At 71.3% G+C, this 19,818-nt stretch carries 14 protein-coding genes; 13 read left to right on the forward strand and 1 reads right to left on the reverse strand.

The genetic code is table 11. The annotated features are described in order from the left end of the window. The first annotated feature begins 86 nt into the window (after positions 1 to 86). From GTY47_RS40745 to GTY47_RS09580, 7 genes are all read left to right on the forward strand, one after another. Positions 87 to 2,042, forward strand: a complete 1,956-nt coding sequence (locus GTY47_RS40745; protein ID WP_010034898.1) for a DUF4192 domain-containing protein — start codon at positions 87 to 89, stop codon at positions 2,040 to 2,042. 620 nt (positions 2,043 to 2,662) lie between these two features. Beyond that, positions 2,663 to 4,585 carry a glycogen debranching N-terminal domain-containing protein gene (locus GTY47_RS09555; protein WP_078602750.1) on the forward strand — a complete coding sequence of 641 codons (1,923 nt, stop codon included), beginning with the start codon at positions 2,663 to 2,665 and terminating at the stop codon, positions 4,583 to 4,585. A 129-nt stretch (positions 4,586 to 4,714) separates the two neighbouring features. Beyond that, positions 4,715 to 5,473: an NUDIX hydrolase gene (locus GTY47_RS09560; protein ID WP_010034909.1), complete on the forward strand. Its 759-nt coding sequence runs from the start codon at positions 4,715 to 4,717 to the stop codon at positions 5,471 to 5,473. A gap of 109 nt (positions 5,474 to 5,582) precedes the next feature. Then, the gene (locus GTY47_RS09565) at positions 5,583 to 7,871 is read left to right on the forward strand and encodes an ABC transporter ATP-binding protein (RefSeq protein WP_029180824.1); all 2,289 of its coding nucleotides are present in this window, start codon (positions 5,583 to 5,585) and stop codon (positions 7,869 to 7,871) included. A gap of 161 nt (positions 7,872 to 8,032) precedes the next feature. Further along, complete coding sequence (locus tag GTY47_RS09570; protein ID WP_029180825.1) at positions 8,033 to 8,920, forward strand: FadR/GntR family transcriptional regulator; 888 nt, start codon at positions 8,033 to 8,035, stop codon at positions 8,918 to 8,920. 427 nt (positions 8,921 to 9,347) lie between these two features. Continuing rightward, positions 9,348 to 10,886, forward strand: a complete 1,539-nt coding sequence (locus GTY47_RS09575) for an RNA polymerase sigma factor (protein WP_010034917.1) — start codon at positions 9,348 to 9,350, stop codon at positions 10,884 to 10,886. 136 nt (positions 10,887 to 11,022) lie between these two features. Continuing rightward, entirely contained in the window at positions 11,023 to 11,859 is an 837-nt protein-coding gene (locus GTY47_RS09580; RefSeq protein WP_029180826.1) for a serine protease, read from the forward strand. A gap of 187 nt (positions 11,860 to 12,046) precedes the next feature. Here the strand turns inward: GTY47_RS09580 and GTY47_RS09585 are convergent, their stop codons facing one another. Beyond that, complete coding sequence (locus tag GTY47_RS09585) at positions 12,047 to 12,277, reverse strand: hypothetical protein (RefSeq protein WP_010034922.1); 231 nt, start codon at positions 12,275 to 12,277, stop codon at positions 12,047 to 12,049. A gap of 442 nt (positions 12,278 to 12,719) precedes the next feature. Here GTY47_RS09585 and GTY47_RS09590 point away from each other — a divergent pair, with 442 nt between their 5' ends. The 6 genes from GTY47_RS09590 to GTY47_RS09615 all read left to right on the forward strand — a co-directional run bounded on the left by GTY47_RS09590 (position 12,720) and on the right by GTY47_RS09615 (position 19,813). Then, a complete protein-coding gene (locus GTY47_RS09590; RefSeq protein WP_010034925.1) occupies positions 12,720 to 14,843 on the forward strand; it encodes a DNA topoisomerase IV subunit B in 2,124 nt (707 codons plus the stop codon). Positions 14,844 to 15,241: 398 nt separating this feature from the next. Next, on the forward strand, positions 15,242 to 15,766 hold the full coding sequence (locus tag GTY47_RS09595; RefSeq protein ID WP_010034927.1) for a DUF1453 family protein: 525 nt from the start codon (positions 15,242 to 15,244) through the stop codon (positions 15,764 to 15,766). After that, positions 15,763 to 16,914, forward strand: a complete 1,152-nt coding sequence (locus GTY47_RS09600; protein ID WP_010034929.1) for a histidine kinase — start codon at positions 15,763 to 15,765, stop codon at positions 16,912 to 16,914. The genes GTY47_RS09595 and GTY47_RS09600 overlap by 4 nt, the downstream gene beginning before the upstream one ends. Next, a complete protein-coding gene (locus GTY47_RS09605; RefSeq protein ID WP_010034931.1) occupies positions 16,911 to 17,594 on the forward strand; it encodes a response regulator transcription factor in 684 nt (227 codons plus the stop codon). Before GTY47_RS09600 ends, GTY47_RS09605 begins: the two co-directional genes overlap by 4 nt. Before the next feature lie 69 nt (positions 17,595 to 17,663). Further along, on the forward strand, positions 17,664 to 18,224 hold the full coding sequence (locus GTY47_RS09610; RefSeq protein ID WP_029180828.1) for a DUF485 domain-containing protein: 561 nt from the start codon (positions 17,664 to 17,666) through the stop codon (positions 18,222 to 18,224). After that, positions 18,221 to 19,813, forward strand: a complete 1,593-nt coding sequence (locus GTY47_RS09615; protein ID WP_010034936.1) for a cation acetate symporter — start codon at positions 18,221 to 18,223, stop codon at positions 19,811 to 19,813. The genes GTY47_RS09610 and GTY47_RS09615 overlap by 4 nt, the downstream gene beginning before the upstream one ends. Positions 19,814 to 19,818 lie beyond the last annotated feature (5 nt).

The following is a 19,818-nucleotide window of genomic DNA, read 5'->3' on the forward strand; positions in this document are numbered from 1 at the left end:
CGCCTCGCGGTTTCTGGTGTCGTGTCCCTGATCGGAGTTATCCACAGGGTCAAGCGGAGTTTCGGGTTCCGCGAGATCGTCTCCGCATGACGAACCACAGCGAAACGACTGGATCCTCCGAAAACGGCGACATCACGGGGCTCGACGCACACGGCAGGCCCAAGGACGGTGGAGCGGGGAAGCGGGCGGGCGAGGGGACCGGGCCGCGCGTCCCCGGCCCCGCGTACGACGGCCACGGGGGCGAGCACCAGGTCACCCTGCGCACCCCGGCCGAACTGGCCGACGCCCTGCCGTACCTGCTCGGGTACCGCCCGGAGGACAGCATCGTCCTGGTCGCCCTGCACGACAGGGACGGGCGCGGGCGGTTCGGGGGCCGGGCCCGGCTCGGCATCCCGGCGAACGCGGACGACTGGCCGTCAGCAGCCCGGCAACTGGCCCACGGCCTCGTGACAGGCAGCGAGCGCCGAGGGGCCCGCCCCGAGTCGATGGTCGCCTTCCTCTGCCAGGAACCGCTGAAGGGCGAGTCCGGCCGGCAGGTCATGGAGCGGCTGAGGCCGCTGGCCCACAGGCTGCGCGTGGAGTGCGGTTCCCTGGACGTGACGGTGGTCGAGGCGCTGTGCATCTCCGATGGCCGTTACTGGTCCTACTGCTGTGACAACGCGGCATGCTGCCCGCCCGAGGGAGCCTCCATGGGCCTGCCCGGGACATCGGTGCTGGCGGCCGCTGCCACCTATGCGGGGATCCAGGTGCGCGGCACGCTGCGGGAGCTGCGGGCCCGGCTGCTCCCCTGGGAGAACGCCGCCGCTCTCGAGCAGGAGACCGCCCTGGACACCGCCAGCCTGGCGCTGGTCCCGAGGATCCTCGACGACGCGGGCCGCGCCGACGTGGCCGACGAGACACTTCGACTGGCCGGGCGGATCCTGGACCGCTTCGCCCGGGCACAGCCCGTCTCCGGCATGCTCCTGGCGGACCTCCGCGACGACGAACTTCTCGCGCACGACGAGGCGGCCCGACTGATCCTCGGCCTCCAGGACCGCGCGACCCGTGACCGCGCGGCGGAGTGGATGGAGGGCGACGAAGCCGGACCCGCCCTGCGCCTCTGGCGGTCGCTGGCCCGCCGCTGTGTCGGGCCCTACGGCGAGCACGCCGCGGCGCCGCTCACTCTCGTCGGCTGGGTCGCATGGTCCACCGGCGACGAGTTGGAGGCCCGGGAAGCCCTCGCCATGGCCCTGGCTGCGGATCCCGACTATCTCTTCGCCCGTCTCCTGCACCAGGCCTGCAACGAAGGACTCGACCCGGAGTCGGTCCGCAACTGCCTGCGAGCGGAGCGCGACGGCCGTGGGCGCCCGGGAACCGCCGACCCGGCCGCTCAGGCCGATGGCGTGGCTGCCGGGGCGGGCAGTTCCCTGGCCCGGGCGGAAGAATGTGCCGAGCGGGCGGACGACTCCCTTGTTCCGACGGAGGACTGCGTTGAGCGGGCGGGTGGCTCCCCGGCTGTGGCGAACGACTGTGTCGAGCAGGTGGGCAGCCCCCGGACCAGGGCGGACGGCTCCGCCGCGCGGGCAACCGGATCCGCCGCGCGGAATCACGCCTCCCCGGCTTGGCCCATCGCCGACGCGCGGATCGACGCCTCCCCGGCTCGGCCCATCGCCGACGCGGTCCCCACGGACGAGGCAGCGGTGCCCGAGTCCGAGCCGGAGACGGCACCCGCATCCACGACGGAACCCTCACGTCGTCGACGCCGCACGCGTTCCACCGGTGCTGCCGCTGCCGTCGGCAGGGCCCCGGGCGGTCCCCGTGGGCGAGACCGTGTCCCGAGCGCCCGGGTCCCCCGTCGGCGTACCCCGGCGGACACCACGCGCCCTGCCGGTGCCGCAGACGCCGGCACGCGAACCGGGCGCGGGCCCGCGGGCACCGCGGCGTCCGGTAGCGGACGCACGGGCGGCGCGCGTGCGCGTACGTCGCGGAAGACGGCCATGCAGTGCCGGGACATCGGCCAGGAAGGCGTCCAGCCCAGCCAGGGCACGGAGGGGGAGGAGTGAGTGTCCTCCTGGCGGCCGCGACGCGCGCGGGGCGGGGACGCGGGCGTGACCCGGAGGAGGTTCGAGCCGTTCACCTGAGTGGCGGAACGCCTGGACGGGCCGTGACGCCGCACCGCCCCTGCCCCGTCGGAGACCTCCGGCACCGGCGCCGGACTCGATCGAGGCGCACAGAGCGCAGAGGAAGCCTCCCCATGCATCAGCCGACTCCGCCCTCCTCCACCGCCGACGACCGCCACGCCCCGGGTGGGCCCCCGCCGACCCGCGGGTCCGGCCCCGGCCTGCCCAGTGCCGGCGTTCCACGCTCGGGGGCCCGGAACGCCCTACCGCGACCGGCGGCACACGTCGACGGATTCGGGCCCAGGTTCCCCGGAGGTGCCTCACCCGCCTCGCTGCCCACCGGCCCGGACTCGTGTTCGCCAACGACACCGGACCGGGGCCGTTCGTCCCCCCAGGAGGCAGGCCGGAACCGTCGTCCTGGTTCCGCGTCGGAGCACGGTTCGCCCTCGCCGCCCTTGGCTCAGAGCCGGGGCCCGTCCTCCACAGGGCAGCCCGCCCCGCCTCTCCGGGGCGCCACGATCCCCGGACTGCGCTGGTCCGCCGACCTGCCGCCGGCCCACACCATGATGATCTGTGTCGCGCTTCCCGGTCTGGCCATCTCGACGGCAGAAGGGCAGATGACCGGCCGGGGGCTGGAAGGGTTCTACCGCGCGGGGCGGCGCGTGCTCTCCCGGTGCGAGGTCCGCGTGGCCGGGCGGGAACCACTCGCCGTGCAGGCCCGCATGGCTGCGGCCGACCGCGCCAGGTTCGTGGGTACGCTCCGCACGTCGCCGCAGGCAGGCCCGGATCCGGACGTGGTCGTGGAACGCAACCGGCTCGCGGACGGCACAGAGCGGATCACCCTGCACAGCGCGGCTCCCCGCCCGCTGCGCCTGCCGGTCGAGGTGTCCCTGGGCACGGACCTGGCCGACCTGGGGTCGATCGCCTCGGGCCACGCCGGACCGGAACTCCCCGCCACTGTCCACGACTCCGGCCTGCGCTGGTCCTGCGCCACCGGCAACGCGTCCGTCACGGCAGCACCGCCTCCCTCGGACGCCCTGGCCTCGGCCGGACTGCTGCGGTGGGAGCTCGACCTGCCGCCGGGCGGCAGCAGAAGCGTGGAGCTGCGGGTGCGGCCCGATGGCGCCGGCCCCCTCCGAGCCGTGGGCCGCGCGGCGACCAGCCCCCTCGCCGCCGCGCGAGCGGAAGGCGACGACCCCAGAGTCCCCGCACTCCTGAGGAGGAGCATCGAGGACCTCCAGGCTCTCCTGTTGCGTGATTCCGCGAACCCCGCCGACACCCACCTCGCGGCAGGGGCACCCTGGCGCTGCGGTCTGGCCCCCGCCGACGCTCTCGTGGCCGCCCGGATGGCCCTGCCCCTCGGTACGGGCCTGGCAGCGGGAACGCTGCGGATCCTCGCCCGCACCCAACTCACCGGCCCAGGCCCGCAGTCCGGGATGATTCCCGGCCCGAGACGGGACGCGGGCCCGCACCTTCCGCCGCAGTGCACCGGCACGGAGGCCACGCTGCTCTTCCCCGCACTGCTCGCCGAGGCCCGCCGCTGGGGTCTCGGCGAGCAGGAGACGGAGGAACTGCTGCCCGCCGCCGAGCGCTGCCTGACCTGGCTGCGAACCACCGTGGGCGACGACACGTACCTGCGCGACCCGCATCCCGGCGGTCCCGTCCGCTGCGAGACACAGGCCCACGCCCACCGTGCCGCGCTCCTCGGCGCCGACCTGCTCGACGCCTGCGGCCGCACGGGCGGACCGGCACTCCGACAGTGGGCGCAGGCCCTACGGACCGCCTTCCGCAAGGACTTCTGGGTCGACGACCGCGGGGGTGGCCGGCCCGCGGCAGCCCGTGCCCCGGACGGCAGGCCCGTGCCTCATCTGGGCGCGGCAGCAGTCCACCTCCTTGACACCGGCCTGCTGGGTGAGGGCGCCTCGGCACCAGGTCTGCTCGACAAGGTGCAGACCGAGAAGCTCGCCCGGCTGCTCGGCAGCCCTGTCATGGACTCGGGATGGGGCCTGCGCGGACTGGGTGCCAAGGAACCGGGGTTCAATCCGTTCGGCCACCGCGCCGGGGCCGTACGGGTCCAGGAGACCGCAGTCGCCGTCGCGGGTCTGGCCGCTGCCGGATACGAGAAGGAGGCGACCTCGCTGCTGCGCGGGGTGCTCGCGGCCGCCGAGACTTTCGACCATCGGCTGCCCGACATGTACGCGGGGGAACAGCGCACGGAGGGGAGCGCCCCCCTCCCGCACCCGGCGGCCTGCCGCCCCGCGGCCACACCGGCGGCCGCCGGAGTGTTGCTGCTGACCACGCTCGTCGGCATCCGCCCCGACGCCCCGGCCGGGGCGGTCACCCTGCGCCCCATGCGCAGCGCGCCCCTGGGCGAGCTCGGTTTCACGGGCCTGCGGATCGCGGGCGCCCCGTTCTCCGTGCGGGTCAGCCGGCTCGGTCTCGCCATGGTCGAGGAAGCGGCCGACGGACTTCAACTGGGGGTGTGACCTGGTACGACGTTCAACCGCTGGACAACCGGGCTCCGAGTGGAGTCCATATCCGACCGAAGTGGATCAGTCGCCGATGCGACCGGCGAAGGGAGTGTTTATCGTCAGGCAGACGACTATGATCGCCGCATGCCCTACGACCCGTCAGCGTTTCCGCCCTTCGCCGTCACCGTGGACCTGGTCGTGCTGACCGTGCGCCGCCATGCCCTGTGTGCGTTGGCGGTACGCAGGGGGGAACCGCCGTTCCAGGGGCGTTGGGCGCTCCCCGGCGGCTTCGTGAGGGCCGACGAGGACCTGGCGCAGGCCGCGGCACGCGAGCTCGCCGAGGAGACCGGACTGCGCGTCCACGACCCGTCCGTCCCCGCCCAGGACAACGGGGCGCACCTGGAACAGCTCGCCACCTACGGCGACCCCAAGCGGGACCCCAGGATGCGGGTCGTCAGTGTCGCCCACCTCGCGCTCGCTCCCGACCTGCCCGCGCCCAGGGCCGGCGGCGACGCCAGCAACGCGCGCTGGGCTCCGGTGGAGGAGCTGCTGCGGCAGGGGGGTTACGGGCGTGACGCCGAACCGGTGGCGCCGCTCGCCTTCGACCACGCGCAGATCCTTTCGGACGGAGTGGAGCGGGCACGCTCCAAGATCGAGTACTCGTCGCTGGCCACGGCCTTCTGCCCGCCCGAGTTCACCGTCGGCGAGCTGCGCCGTGTCTACGAGGCGGTGTGGGGCGTGGCGCTCGACCCGCGCAACTTCCACCGCAAGGTCACGGGCACACCGGGCTTCCTCGTCCCCACGGGTGGGACGACCACCCGCCAGGGCGGCCGCCCGGCCCAGCTCTTCCGTGCCGGTGGCGCAACCCTGCTCAACCCCCCGATGCTGCGCCCCGAGGTCTGACGCGAGTTCGGAACGCAACGCACCCGCTGTCCGGAAAGGCTGATTGTCGTGTCCGAGGCAGGCCTCGTGCTGCCCGAAAAATCGGACATAGCGCGCTATCTTGCTGCAGGTGATCCAGGCCTTCGGACTGACCAGCAACGCCCGCAAAGGGCTTCCGCCCGCAGCCGATGACGTCTCCTTCGAGGCGCGAGCGGGCCGCGTCACCGCGCTGCTCGGAGCACCGGGCGCCGGCAAGACGACGGTCCTCAGACTCATGCTGGAACTCGAACAGGGCCGTGGCATCACCTGCTTCCGGGGCCGCCCCCTGCACCGCATCGCCCATCCCTCGCGCGAGGTCGGTGTGCTGCTGGGCGACGTGCCGGGCCACCCGGCCCGCACGGTCCGCGGTCATCTGCGCATGCTGTGTGCCGCGGCGGGGGTCCCGGTCCGGCGTGCCGACGAAGTCCTGGAGGCGGTCGGACTCGTGAGCCTGCGCGACGAACGCCTCGGCACCCTCTCGCGCGGCATGGACCGCCGCCTGGGCCTGGCCTGCGTCCTCCTGGCCGATCCGCACACGCTGGTCCTCGACGACCCGGCCGACGGTCTGTCCGTCCGTGAGAGCCACTGGCTGCACGGCATGCTGCGCGCACACGCCGCCCAGGGCGGCACCGTCCTGTTCACCACGGCCGACCCCAAGGAGGCCGCGCGCACCGCGGACCGCGTCGTCACGCTGGAGCAGGGCAGGATCGTGGCCGACCAGGAGGTCGCGGAGTTCTCGCGCACCCGTCTGCGTCCCCGGGTCGCCGTACGCAGCCCTCACGTGGCCCGTCTGGCGGCTCTCCTGGCCAAGCAGGCACGCACCGCGCAGCGCTCCGTCGAAGTCGTACGAGAAGGCGGCAACCGCCTCTCCGTGTACGGCAGTAACTGCGCCGAGATCGGCGAGACGGCGTTCCGTCACGGCATCGTCGTCCACCAACTCGCCGACGAGATCGGCGACATGGGGCCCGGGGCGGGAGCAGAGCAAGCAGGGCAGCCGCAAGGTGGCCGTGAGCCGGACCAGGGCAAGACGGGGCAGGCGCCGGGCGAGTCGCACAGGGCCGACACCGGGCGAACGCCGGCCGACATGCTCGAGCGTGTCGGTGTCGAGCCGGAGTGCGCGGGTGCCGGGCCAGGGCACGTCGCCGACGCGCACCGGGCGCCCGTTGCGTCTCCGGTCGCCAACGGTGAGCCGCGGCCCTCCCTCCACGCGCCGAAGCCGGCCCCGGTCACCGCCGGACCCGTGGTCACCACCGCCGAGCCGCCACCCCCGGCTGAGCCACGACCCCCGGCTGAGCCACGACCCCCGGCTGAGCCACGACCCCCGGCTGAGCCACGACCCCCGGCTGACCCACGACCCCCGGCTGAGCCACGACCCACCATTGACGCACCGGAGCCGGTCGCCGACGAGCCCTTGCGTTCCGCCGGGCACGCGCAGCCCGCCGCAGAGCCGCACGAGAGCGCGGACGTCCCCTCGACCGGCCACCCGTCCAACGTCGAGGCCCGCCCTCAGGAGACGACGGCACCTCTTGCGCTCCACCCCGCCGGCGCACACACGGCGCGCACGCTCGACGCACTGCCCCCTCTGCCGCCTCCCATCTCCGTCCGCCCCGCCCCCAGCCCCCTCCGCCCCCTCCGCTACGAGATCCGCCGTGCCGCCGGGATCGGCACCGGGTTCGTCACCGGGGCCGCCGTGCTCGCCGTGTCCGCCGTGACCGCCGTCGTACTCGCCCGCATCGGGCACACCCCGCAGCCGCGCCTGCTGGCCGCATGGCCGCATGAGCTGCCCCTGCCGCCCGCGGCGCTCGGCGCGGGACTGCTCGGCGCGCTGGCCTTCGGCGACGAGTTCCGCCACCCCGCCCTGGCCGCGGACCGCGGCACCGTGCCCCGTCGGCTGGGGTTGCTGGCCGCCAAACTGCTCGTCGCAACGGCCACCGCGCTGATGCTGGCCGTCCTCACCGTCGGCTGCGACGCCGAAGTGCTCTATCTCGTCTACGGACGGGAGCTCGCCCGGGTTCCCGCCGACTGGGCTTCATTGAGTGGGAGTTGGATCGGGCTCGTGGTCGGCTGCGCCTGGGCGGGTGTCCTGGCCGCGGGCGTCTTCCGGTCCACCACGGCCGGGCTGGCCGCCGTGGCCGCCGTGCCGCTCCTCGTCGTACCCGCGGTGCACAAGCTCCTGGAGGGACCGTCCGTGCGGACCGCGGCGGGATTTCACATGCGGCTTCGCGAGGCTCTCCTGCCCCGATGGCCCTTCGGGGGAGAGCGCTACCTGGAAGCCGCGCTCAGCGTGATCTCCCAACCTGTGGGCGGCGCCCTGACGTTGTCGCTGACCGCACTGCTCTGCGCGTACCTGCTCACCGCACTGCGGAGCCGGTTCAGGTGACGACTGTCCGTAACCCTCAGTCCGGCCATGCGCACAACTCCCCGCAGCACGCCCATTTCTTTCCGATAAGGCGTCAATTGCGACGGGGTGAGCGATCACCCTTTCGTGTGCTTTTCACCAAAGACCTCAAGGGAGTTGGAGACGGCGCCGACAAAGGATGCGTGAGTACCCTTGCGCACACCATGATGACCGCCGCCCGCTCCGCTGACTCCGGCCTCGCGAGCCCGGGCGAACTCGACCGCTACCCCTACGCGGAGGCACCCGCCGTCGACCGCGTCGGTGCCCCTGCCTGGGACGGCGCGGACTCCGAGCTGGGCCGGGTGGGCAGGCGCGCCGCGGGCAGCCGCGGACGCGGGCTGCACGGCCAACTCGTCCAGCAGCTGGGTCAGATGATCGTCTCCGGCGATCTGGGCGCCGACCGTCCGCTGGTGCCCGAGGAGATCGGCCAGCGGTTCGAGGTCTCCCGCACCGTCGTCCGCGAGTCGCTCCGCGTCCTGGAGGCCAAGGGGCTGGTGAGCGCCCGCCCGAACGTCGGCACGCGCGTGCGCCCCGTCAGCGACTGGAACCTTCTCGACCCGGACATCATCGAGTGGCGGGCCTTCGGGCCACAGCGTGACGACCAGCGCCGCGAGCTGAGCGAGCTGCGCTGGACGATCGAGCCGCTCGCCGCCCGCCTCGCCGCCGGGCACGGGCGCGAGGACGTCCAGCAGCGCCTGACGGACATGGTCGAGATCATGGGGCACGCGATGGCCCAGGGTGATGCGCTCACCTTCTCCCGCGCCGACTCCGAGTTCCACTCGCTGCTGATCCAGGTCGCCGACAACCGCATGCTGGAGCACCTCTCCGGGATCGTGTCCGCGGCTCTCCAGGTGTCGGGCGGCCCGGTCACGGGCTGTGACCGGCCGAACGAGACGTCGCTGGCGCACCACGGCCGCATCTGTGACGCCCTCGCCACCGGCGACGGAGCCGCGGCCGAGGCGGCGATGCGGCAACTCCTCGCGGTCCATCCCGAGGTGGAACGCGTGGTGCCCGCTCCGCGCGAGCACTGACCGCGTTCCGCGGGCGGCGCGGCCGGGTGTGCCACCCCCCTCCTGTGGCAGTGCCCGTTCGGTGATCCGCCTCCCGTCGGACCCCGCAGGATCTTCGTGATCCTGCGGGGTCCGACGGTCGAAGGGGCCGCAGATCCGCCGGAGCGGCCAGGTAACCACCAGGTGCGACCTGCTTTGTCCGGGTCTGACCATTTTTGTTCGCTTACGCGGTGTGACTCGGGCCACGCGGATTGGGCGTAACGCTCGCGGGAAGAACGCGATGACCTAAGAGGTGACAGCCGCGGAGGGAATACGGACGCCGTTCACGGCGCTGTGAATCTTCCCCGGCCCCCGCCCGCGCCGTCGGCCCACCCCCAAGCCGGCGGTCGGCTCCTGTCCACTGTGGACGGGGCCGGAAGCCGTTTTCCAACGTTCCGAGAGGTTGTTCGTGTCGGCCAGCACATCCCGTACGCTCCCGCCGGAGATCGCCGAGTCCGTCTCTGTCATGGCTCTCATTGAGCGGGGAAAGGCTGAGGGGCAGATCGCCGGCGATGACGTGCGTCGGGCCTTCGAAGCTGACCAGATTCCGGCCACTCAGTGGAAGAACGTACTGCGCAGCCTCAACCAGATCCTCGAGGAAGAGGGTGTGACGCTGATGGTCAGTGCCGCAGAGCCCAAGCGCACCCGAAAGAGCGTCGCAGCGAAGAGTCCCGCCAAGCGCACCGCCGCCAAGACGGTCGCGGCCAAGGCGGTGACCACCAGGAAGGCCACCGCCACCGCCACGCCGGCGGCACCCGCCGCCGAGCCCGCCGTCGAGGAAGAGGCGCCCGCCAAGAAGGCGGCAGCCAAGAAGACGACCGCCAAGAAGGCGGCCGCGAAGAAGGCGCCTGCCAAGAAGACCGCGGCGAAGAAGACCAGCGCCAAGAAGGACGACGTCGAGCTTCTCGAAGAGGAGGTGCTCGAGGAGGCCGCCCCCGGCAAGGCCGGCGAGGAGCCCGAGGGCACGGAGAACGCCGGCTTCGTGCTGTCCGACGAGGACGAGGACGACGCGCCCGCCCAGCAGGTCGCCGCCGCCGGTGCCACCGCCGACCCGGTCAAGGACTACCTCAAGCAGATCGGCAAGGTCCCCCTGCTCAACGCCGAGCAGGAGGTCGAGCTCGCCAAGCGCATCGAGGCCGGTCTGTTCGCCGAGGACAAGCTGTCCAACGCCGACAAGCTCGCGCCGAAGCTCAAGCGCGAGCTGGAGATCATCGCCGAGGACGGCCGCCGCGCCAAGAACCACCTCCTGGAGGCCAACCTCCGACTGGTGGTCTCCCTGGCCAAGCGCTACACCGGCCGCGGCATGCTCTTCCTGGACCTCATCCAGGAGGGCAACCTCGGTCTGATCCGCGCGGTCGAGAAGTTCGACTACACCAAGGGCTACAAGTTCTCCACGTACGCCACCTGGTGGATCCGTCAGGCGATCACCCGCGCCATGGCCGACCAGGCCCGCACCATCCGTATCCCGGTGCACATGGTCGAGGTCATCAACAAGCTCGCGCGCGTGCAGCGCCAGATGCTCCAGGACCTGGGCCGCGAGCCCACACCGGAGGAGCTGGCCAAGGAGCTCGACATGACCCCGGAGAAGGTCATCGAGGTCCAGAAGTACGGCCGCGAGCCCATCTCGCTGCACACCCCGCTGGGCGAGGACGGCGACAGCGAGTTCGGTGACCTCATCGAGGACTCCGAGGCGGTCGTCCCGGCCGACGCGGTCAGCTTCACGCTCCTCCAGGAGCAGCTGCACTCCGTGCTCGACACCCTGTCCGAGCGTGAAGCGGGCGTCGTCTCGATGCGCTTCGGTCTCACCGACGGTCAGCCGAAGACCCTCGACGAGATCGGCAAGGTGTACGGCGTCACGCGTGAGCGGATCCGCCAGATCGAGTCCAAGACCATGTCGAAGCTGCGCCACCCGTCCCGTTCGCAGGTGCTGCGCGACTACCTCGACTAGTCGTCGCGGTCGTACGACGCGGAAGGCCCGTTCCTCTCAGGGGAGCGGGCCTTCCTCATGCCTCTCCGCGGGTGCGGGGTGCCACGGGGTGAATCACTCTGGGTGTCTCACCGACATCACGGAGTGAGGAGTGAGCATGCGTCGTCGCTTTGCCCGGGCGCTGGCCCGACCGCTGGTCGTGGCAGCCGCGGTATCCGCCCTGTCAGTGGGTTCCAGCGGGCCTGTGGCCGCCGACAGGGTGGTCATAGGAGGATTCCCCGTCGACGCGTCGGAGAGCCCCTGGACGGTTGCCCTGTCCAGTCGTGACCGGTTCGGGGGTACGCGGGCGGGGCAGTTCTGCGGCGGCGTGGCGGTCGGCCGCAGCACGGTGCTCACCGCGGCCCACTGCTTGGACAAGGAGGTTTTGGGCGGGCCACCGGAGCGCGTACGCGATCTCCGGGTCATATCGGGGCGCACGGACCTGCTCTCGGACCGCGGTGGCCAGGAGGTCGCCGTGCGAGACACCTGGGTGAACCCGGCCTATGACGGTGCCAGCAATGCCGGGGACTTCGCCGTACTCACCCTGGCGGAGCCTCTCCCGGCCGACTCGGTCATCGGCATGGCGGTCGGCGGTGACCCCGCGTACGCCGTGGGCGGGGCCGCGACGGTGTACGGATGGGGCGACGTCTCGGGCGCCGGGGAGTATCCGAACAGTCTGCGGGCCGCACGTGTGCATGTGCTTCCCGACGCTCTCTGCGAGGAGGCGTACCCGGGAGACGCGGACGGCGTCTACGACGCCAGGAGCATGCTGTGCGCCGGGGAAGCGACGGGGGGCCGGGATGCCTGCCAGGGTGACAGCGGGGGGCCGCTGGTGGCCCAGGGGCGATTGATCGGGCTCGTGTCCTGGGGGATCGGCTGCGGCCGGGCCGGTAGCCCCGGGGTGTACATGCGGGTGTCCGACATCATGCGCACACTCGGCTGGACACGGGCGTGAAGCCCGACACGGATGTGAAGGTCATGTGCACGTTCGACTGACCGAGGCTGGGCAGAAAACTCGCGGCGTGCGCACCGGAGGACCTGAGTGGACTCGCGGGGACGAGGACGGGCGGCTGCCTCGGTGGTGGAGGCAGCCGCCCGTTCACCGGCCTGTGCCGGGCTGGCTCGTCGTCGGACGCGAGGTGTCAGCGCTCTTCTTCGGAGGCAGTCGCGGGAGCGGACGTCAGCCGCTCCGTCTCGTCCTGTATCTCAGCGGCGATCTTCTTGAGTTCCGGCTCGAACTTGCGCCCGTGGTGGGCACAGAAGAGCAGTTCTCCGCCGCTGAGCAGGACGACGCGCAGGTACGCCTGGGCGCCGCAGCGGTCGCAGCGATCAGCGGCCGTCAACTGGCTCGCAGGGGTCAGAACAGTAGTCACGTCGCCTCTTCTCTAGCTCGACGAGCTGTCGTACCAGGGTCAACATCCAACCAGCCCCAAAACGTTCCCGCTCGTGGCTTTTCCTCGAAAAAATCTTTGCGAGGCGGCTGTCTGCTGCCGGTTGGCGGCGAATGTGCCGTATTGCGTGTCTATGTGTCTTACGGGGCTTCGCGTTGTATCGGTGGTCAGTCCTCCCGGCTGGGTTGCCGGTTGTTCATGAGGACGTGCCCGGAGCCTAAATGGTTCATGCCTGGAAGGGAACGTGATGTGTGCTTCACTCCAACGAGGGATCGAACATGCATGCGAGTCTGGACTAGGGTGAGTTTCCGGCGAGGGTGGCGTTACAACGGCTCTACCAGGCCTCGGTACCCTCTCACCGGTGACTGAAGTCGCGCCCTTACCCATGAGGGCCCCATCTGAAATTCAGCGAGGAGCGAACCGCGTGACCGCCGAGACGTCCGTGCCGTCCACAGCTCTGCTGGCAGGAGCAGACCGGGACGGTTCCAACTACACCGCGCGGCACCTGCTCGTCCTCGAGGGGCTCGAGGCCGTGCGGAAGCGCCCCGGTATGTACATCGGGTCGACCGACAGCCGGGGCCTGATGCACTGCCTCTGGGAGATCATCGACAACTCCGTCGACGAGGCCCTCGGCGGCTACTGCGACCACATCGAGGTGATCCTCCAGGACGACGGCTCGGTCGAGGTCCGGGACAACGGCCGGGGCATCCCGGTCGACGTCGAGCCGAAGACCGGCCTTTCCGGTGTCGAGGTCGTCATGACCAAGCTGCACGCCGGCGGCAAGTTCGGAGGCGGCTCGTACGCCGCCTCCGGCGGTCTGCACGGTGTCGGCGCCTCCGTGGTGAACGCCCTGTCCGCCCGTCTGGACGTCGAGGTGGACCGCGGTGGGCACACCCACGCGATCAGCTTCCGGCGCGGCGTCCCCGGCGCCTTCGCCGGGAACGGCCCGGACGCCAAGTTCGAGGCCAAAGGCGGCCTGCGCAAGGCCAAGAAGATCCCCAAGACCCGCACCGGCACGCGAGTGCGGTACTGGGCCGACCGCCAGATCTTCCTCAAGGACGCCAAGCTCTCCCTGGAGAACCTGCACCAGCGCGCCCGCCAGACCGCGTTCCTGGTGCCCGGCCTGACCATCGTCGTGCGCGACGAGTACGGGCTCGGCGAGGGCGGCAGCAAGGGCGAAGAGTCCTTCCGCTTCGACGGCGGGATCAGCGAGTTCTGCGAGTACCTGGCGAACGACAAGCCGGTCTGCGATGTCCTCCGCTTCTCCGGACAGGGCACCTTCAAGGAGACGGTCCCCGTCCTGGACGACCACGGCCAGATGACCCCCACCGAGGTCACCCGCGAACTCGGCGTCGATGTCGCGCTGCGCTGGGGCACCGGCTACGACACGACGCTCAGGTCGTTCGTCAACATCATCGCCACCCCCAAGGGCGGCACCCACGTCGCCGGCTTCGAGCAGGCGGTCGCCAAGACGATGAACGAGGTGCTGCGCACCAAGAAGCTCCTGCGCGTAGCCGAGGACGACATCGTCAAGGACGACGCCCTCGAGGGCCTGACCGCAGTCGTCACCGTGCGTCTCGCCGAGCCCCAGTTCGAAGGCCAGACGAAGGAGGTCCTCGGCACCTCGGCGGCCCGCCGCATCGTGAACAACGTGGTCAGCAAGGAGCTCAAGGCGTTCCTGACGTCCACGAAGCGGGATGCCGCCCAGCAGGCCCGTGTCGTGATGGAGAAGGCCGTCGCCGCGGCCCGGACGCGCATCGCCGCCCGGCAGCACAAGGACGCTCAGCGCCGTAAGACGGCCCTGGAGTCATCCTCCCTGCCGGCCAAGCTCGCCGACTGCCGCAGCGACGACGTCGACCGCAGTGAGCTGTTCATCGTCGAGGGCGACTCCGCGCTCGGTACGGCGAAGCTCGCCCGGAACTCCGAGTTCCAGGCACTGCTGCCGATCCGGGGCAAGATCCTCAACGTCCAGAAGTCGTCTGTGACGGACATGCTCAAGAACGCCGAGTGCGGCGCGATCATCCAGGTCATAGGAGCCGGATCGGGCCGGACCTTCGACATCGACACGGCCCGCTACGGCAAGATCATCATGATGACCGACGCCGACGTCGACGGCTCGCACATCCGCACGCTGCTCCTGACCCTGTTCCATCGCTACATGCGGCCCATGGTCGAGGCCGGCCGGGTCTTCGCCGCGGTGCCGCCGCTGCACCGCATCGAGATCGTGCAGCCGAAGAAGGGCCAGGACAAGTACGTCTACACGTACTCGGACCGGGAACTGCGCGACAAGCTCATGGAGCTCCAGAGCAAGGGCATCCGCTACAAGGACTCGATCCAGCGTTACAAGGGTCTCGGCGAGATGGACGCCGACCAGCTGGCCGAGACGACCATGGACCCGCGCCACCGCACTCTGCGCCGGATCAACCTCTCCGATCTGGAAGCCGCCGAGCAGGTCTTCGATCTGCTGATGGGCAATGACGTCGCGCCGCGCAAGGAGTTCATCTCCAACTCGGCGGCGACGCTGGACCGGTCGCGGATCGACGCGTAGCCGCTGCGCTGGGCTTTGGCAGGGCAGGCCTGGTCGCTTTGGCAGGGCAGGGCAGGGCAGGGCAGGGCTGGTCTGGGGTGCTCGCGGTAGGCAGGGCTGGTCTGGGGTGCTCGGGGTCTGAGCGGGGCCGTGAGTCGGTCGTGCCGGGCCAGCGTGGTGCGGGCACGGTGCTGATCCGGCTGGTACGGCTCCAGCAGTCCTGATGGGCGCGGCGGGCTTCCATGCGGCCCGGACCTCCGTGCCCCAGCCGTTTCTCCACCCCTGGGTGGAGAGGCGCCCCGTCGGGGATCCACCCGTGATCCACCCGCACTCCGATCCCGTGACCTGGCGATTTCCGTAACGTCGAAGGCGTCGGCGGCACCGCTGCCGGCATCCCTTTCTCGCTCACGGAGGTCCTGATGTCCGGGCTCGTCGACGCGCTGGTGGTCGTGGTCGTGGCCGTGCTGGTGATCGCCCGGCAGTTCCGCGCAACCCCCATCGACAGCGAGCGTCGCTGGTGGCTCCTGCCCGCGATCCTGGCCGTTGTCGCGCTGCGCGAGCCCGGCCTGCTCGACGACCGTCAGCACACAGCCTCGGCGCTCCTGCTCGGCGCCGAACTGCTCGTCGGCCTGGCCACCGGGGCGGGCTGGGCCTGGACCACCCGCATATGGGCGGAGCCGGACGGGACCGTATGGAGCAAGAGCAGCACGGCGAGCGTTGCCGTCTGGATTGTCGGAATCGGGCTGCGCGTCGGGCTCTTCGCGCTGGGTGCCGCGGTGGGCGTTCACCAGGACAGCTCCGCCCTGCTGCTGGGGCTCGCCGGCACCCTGCTCGTCCGGGCCGGAATCCTGGCCTGGCGAGGTCGGTTGCTGCGTCCTGCCGTGAACTCGGGCCGGGCGTACGGTGACAGCACCTTGGGGCACGCGGGGAAGGAGCACGTGTGAAGGAGAACGCCTGGACACGCTGGCCTTCCCGGGAGGCGCTGAGCCGCGAGGGACTCCCACGTTCCCGGTGCTTGCTGGCCTGGACGGTGAGGGCTCTGGTCCTCGGCGTGCTCATGTGGGGGGCCTTCGACGAGAGCGAGGCGCGTGGCTGGAAGGCGGCGGCCGGAGCCGGAGGGGTGCTTCTGGCGGCGTTGCTGGCCTGGGTGTTCTTCCGGACCACGCTCCAGCATCGGCTGTGGCCGTCGCTGGCGTCGCTCGCGCTGCTTCAGGGCGTCGCCGTCGCGGCCCAGATGTTGGGCTTCACAGTCGCGGCCCTGGTCATGTGGTGTGGATGTGCCGTCTCGGCGCTGGAGCGGCTCCCACCGGCAGTCGCCCTCGGCGCAGCGGGCGTGGCACTCGGTTCGTTCGGAGTCGTCAACAACGACGACGCGCTGACATCCGTGGTCACCGGTGTCGGCCTCGCCCTGGCCGGATACACGCTGCGCCTGGACGCCGAGGCCCGCGCCGGCGCCCAGCGGCTGCTCGCCCAGGAGCGGGCCGCCCGTGCGGCCGAGGCGGAGACGGCGGCGCTCGCGGAGCGGGCCCGGATAGCGCGGGAGATCCACGACGTGCTGGCGCACAGCCTGTCTGCCCAGCTCGTGCACCTGGAGGCGGCTCGGCTGCTGATCGAGCGCGGAGGGGAGCGGGAGCAGGTACTCGAACGAGTGGTGGCGGCACGGGAGATGGCGCGTGGCGGGCTTGCCGAGACGCGGCAGGCGCTCTCCGCCCTGCGCGGGGAGCTGACCCCGCTGGAGGAGTTCCTGAACCAGTTGGTGGGAACCACCGACGGCGCCGAGATCACCATCACGGGTGAACGCAGGGCGCTGCCGGCCGAGGCTTCGCAGGCTGTGCGCAGAGCCGCTCAGGAGGCTCTGACGAATGCCCGCAAGCACGCCCCGGGCGCCAAGGTGCGCCTGTGGCTCGACTTCAGCCCACACGAAGTGACCCTGGATGTGCGGGACTCGGGCGGCTCGCCGGGCGAGCTGACCGGGACGGGAGCCGGGTACGGTCTGCTGGGCATGCGGGAGCGAGCAGAACTGCTGGGCGGTTCGCTCGAGACCGGGCCGGGTGAGGAGGGGTTCGTGGTCACGTTGAAGGTGCCGGTATGACGGAGGAGGCCGAGCGGAAGACCGCTCGGGTGGTGGTCGCGGACGACCAGACCGTGGTGCGGGAGGGCATCGTGATGCTGCTCGGTCTGCTGCCCGGGATCGAGGTGGTCGGCTCGGCGGGGGACGGGGAGGAGGCAGTGCGGCTCGTCGCGGAAGTCGCCCCGGACGTGGTGCTGATGGACCTGCGCATGCCTCGCTGCGACGGAGTGGAGGCGACCCACAGGATCCGCGCGGAGTACCCCGGGACACAGGTCGTGGTGCTCACGACGTACGCCGACGACGAGTCGCTCTTCCCGGCACTGGCAGCAGGAGCGCGCGGTTATCTTACGAAGGACGCCGGCGGGGAGGAGATCGTGCGGGCCGTGCACAGCGTGCTGTCAGGGGACGCGGGGCTGTCGCCCGGCATTCAGAGGCGGCTGCTGGAGCGTCTGACCGAGCCCGAGGCGAGACCGGCCGCGCCGCCCGAGGCGCCGGACGGGCTCACCGTGCGGGAGACGGAGGTGCTGCTGCTCATCGCCGAGGGGCTCAGCAACCAGGAGATCGGCCGCAGACTGCATGTCTCCACCGCGACCGTGAAGACCCACATCAACAACCTGTTCGCCAAGACGGGGCTCAAGGACCGTGCGCAGGCGGTGCGTTACGCGTACGGAAAGGGGCTGGTGCGGCCACCAGCGGGTTGAGTCACCTGATGGGGTGAAGAGCGGGGGGAAGAAGAGTCGGGGATCTTCCCGTTCTGTCCATCCTTGGGCATGCAGCCAAGCAAGGGCCGTCCCCATAGAGATGGGGCTGGTCAGGAAAGTCCGGTCGAGCGACTCGACGGTGTCGGCCACGGCCCGGCCGAGGAGGCCGGACACCCGAGGTACGACGATCCCTGGTACGACGCCCTCGCCTCCGGATGGGGCGAGTCGGCCGGTGCCGGGGCGCCGGCTCCGGCGGTGGTTCCGTCGGCACGCGGGGAGGGCGAGGCCGGGGTCGCGGCGGCCGATGTGTATCTGGAGGTGCAGCGCAGCGCGGCCTTCCAGGAGGTCAGGCGGCGGTACCGGCGGTTCGTGGTGCCGGCCTCCGTGGCGTTCTTCGCCTGGTACGTGGGGTACGTCGTGGCTGCCACGGCCGCGCCGGAGCTGATGGCCCGGCCCGTGGTGGGAGCGGTGAACGTGGCGCTGCTGGCGGGGCTCGGGCAGTTCCTGACCACGTTCCTGTTCACCTGGGCCTACTCGCGGCACGCGCGGCTGCGCAGGGACCGGGCGGCGCTCGACCTGCGCTGGGACACACAGGAACTGACGCGTGGCGTGAACGGCGGTGTCTCGTGACGGGCGAACAGCAGACGCTGGCGCTGCTGCTGTTCAGCGGATTCGTCGCGGTCACGCTGGCGATCACGACGTGGGTGAGCCGCAACCGGCGCGGTTCGGCGGAGGAGTTCTACGCGGGCGGGCGGCTCTTCTCACCCATGGAGAATGGTTTTGCCATCGCGGGTGACTACATGTCGGCCGCCTCCTTCCTCGGGGCCACCGGGCTCATCGCGCTGTTCGGCTACGACGGGCTGCTGTATGTCGTCGGCTTCCTCGTGGCCTGGCTGGTGGTGCTGTTCCTCGTGGCCGAACTGGTCCGCAACTGCGGCCGGTTCACTCTCGCCGACGTCGTGGCGGCGCGAATGCGGGAGCGGCCCGTACGGATCGCGGCGGGAACCTCCTCGGTCACCGTGTCCGTTCTATATCTGGTGGCGCAGATGGTCGGCGCGGGCAGCCTGGTGGCGCTGCTGCTCGGAGGCACGAGCGGGGCGGCGCGGGCCTGGACCGTCATCGGCGTCGGCGCACTCATGGTGATCTATGTGTCGCTGGGAGGGATGCGGGCGACGACGTGGATCCAGATCGTCAAGGCCGTCCTGCTGCTCGGCGGCACGATCGCGCTGACGGTGCTCGTCCTGGTGCGCTTCCACGGCGACCTGGACGGGTTGCTGCTCACGGCGGCCGAGCGCAGCGGTCACGGGGAGGCGTTTCTGGTGCCCGGGCTGAAGTACGGCGGGGACTGGACCGCCCGTTTCGACTTCATCAGTCTGGGGCTGGCCCTGGTGCTGGGCACGGCGGGGCTGCCGCACATCCTGTCCCGGTTCTACACCGTGCCCACCGCGCGCGCCGCACGTCGCTCGGTCGTCTGGGCCGTCGGGCTCATCGGCGGTTTCTACCTGATGACGATCGTGCTCGGGTTCGGCGCGGCCGCCATCGTGGGGCCGGACGCGGTACGAGAGTCGAACGCGGCCGGGAACACGGCTGTCCCGCTGCTGGCGCTCGACCTGGGCGGTGGTGCCGGATCCACGGGTGGAACGGTCCTCTTCGCGGTGGTCGCAGCGGTCGCCTTCGCCACGATCCTCGCCGTGGTCGCCGGGATCACGCTCGCGTCGTCGGCGTCGGTCGCCCACGACCTGTACGCGTCCCTGCGGCGCCGGGGCGGCAGGCCCCGCAGCGAAGTGGCCGTGGCCCGGGTCGCGGCCGTGGGTGTCGGCGTGGTGGCGATCGCCCTCGGTCTGCTGGCGCGGGATCTCAACGTCGCGTTCCTGGTGGGCCTCGCCTTCGCCGTCGCCGCGTCGGCGAACCTTCCGGTGCTGCTCTACTCCCTGTTCTGGCGCGGCTTCACCACACGCGGTGCCGTGTGGGCCGTCTACGGTGGCCTGGTCCCGGCCGTGGTGCTCGTGGTGCTGTCCCCGGTGGTCTCCGGAAGCCCCGATTCGCTGTTCCCGAACGTCGATCTCCAGTACTTCCCGTTGCAGAACCCGGGCCTGGTCTCGATCCCGCTGGGCTTCCTCGCGGGCTGGCTGGGCACGGTCACCGCGGCGGAGGTCCCGGACGAGGCCAAGCACGCGGAGACCGAGGTGCGGTCGCTGACCGGGGCGGGAGCGGCGTAGGGGCG

It is taken from the genome of Streptomyces sp. SID5464 (assembly GCF_009862985.1).
GTDB lineage: Bacteria > Actinomycetota > Actinomycetes > Streptomycetales > Streptomycetaceae > Streptomyces > Streptomyces chartreusis_D.

What these genes read in the sequence shown, in the direction of transcription:
- GTY47_RS40745 (WP_010034898.1), top strand. Translation starts at nt 87, where the DNA reads ATGACGAACCACAGCGAAACGACTGGATCCTCCGAAAACGGCGACATC.
- GTY47_RS09555 (WP_078602750.1), top strand. Translation starts at nt 2,663, where the DNA reads ATGATGATCTGTGTCGCGCTTCCCGGTCTGGCCATCTCGACGGCAGAA.
- GTY47_RS09560 (WP_010034909.1), top strand. Translation starts at nt 4,715, where the DNA reads ATGCCCTACGACCCGTCAGCGTTTCCGCCCTTCGCCGTCACCGTGGAC.
- GTY47_RS09580 (WP_029180826.1), top strand. Translation starts at nt 11,023, where the DNA reads ATGCGTCGTCGCTTTGCCCGGGCGCTGGCCCGACCGCTGGTCGTGGCA.
- GTY47_RS09595 (WP_010034927.1), top strand. Translation starts at nt 15,242, where the DNA reads ATGTCCGGGCTCGTCGACGCGCTGGTGGTCGTGGTCGTGGCCGTGCTG.
- GTY47_RS09605 (WP_010034931.1), top strand. Translation starts at nt 16,911, where the DNA reads ATGACGGAGGAGGCCGAGCGGAAGACCGCTCGGGTGGTGGTCGCGGAC.
- GTY47_RS09610 (WP_029180828.1), top strand. Translation starts at nt 17,664, where the DNA reads ATGCAGCCAAGCAAGGGCCGTCCCCATAGAGATGGGGCTGGTCAGGAA.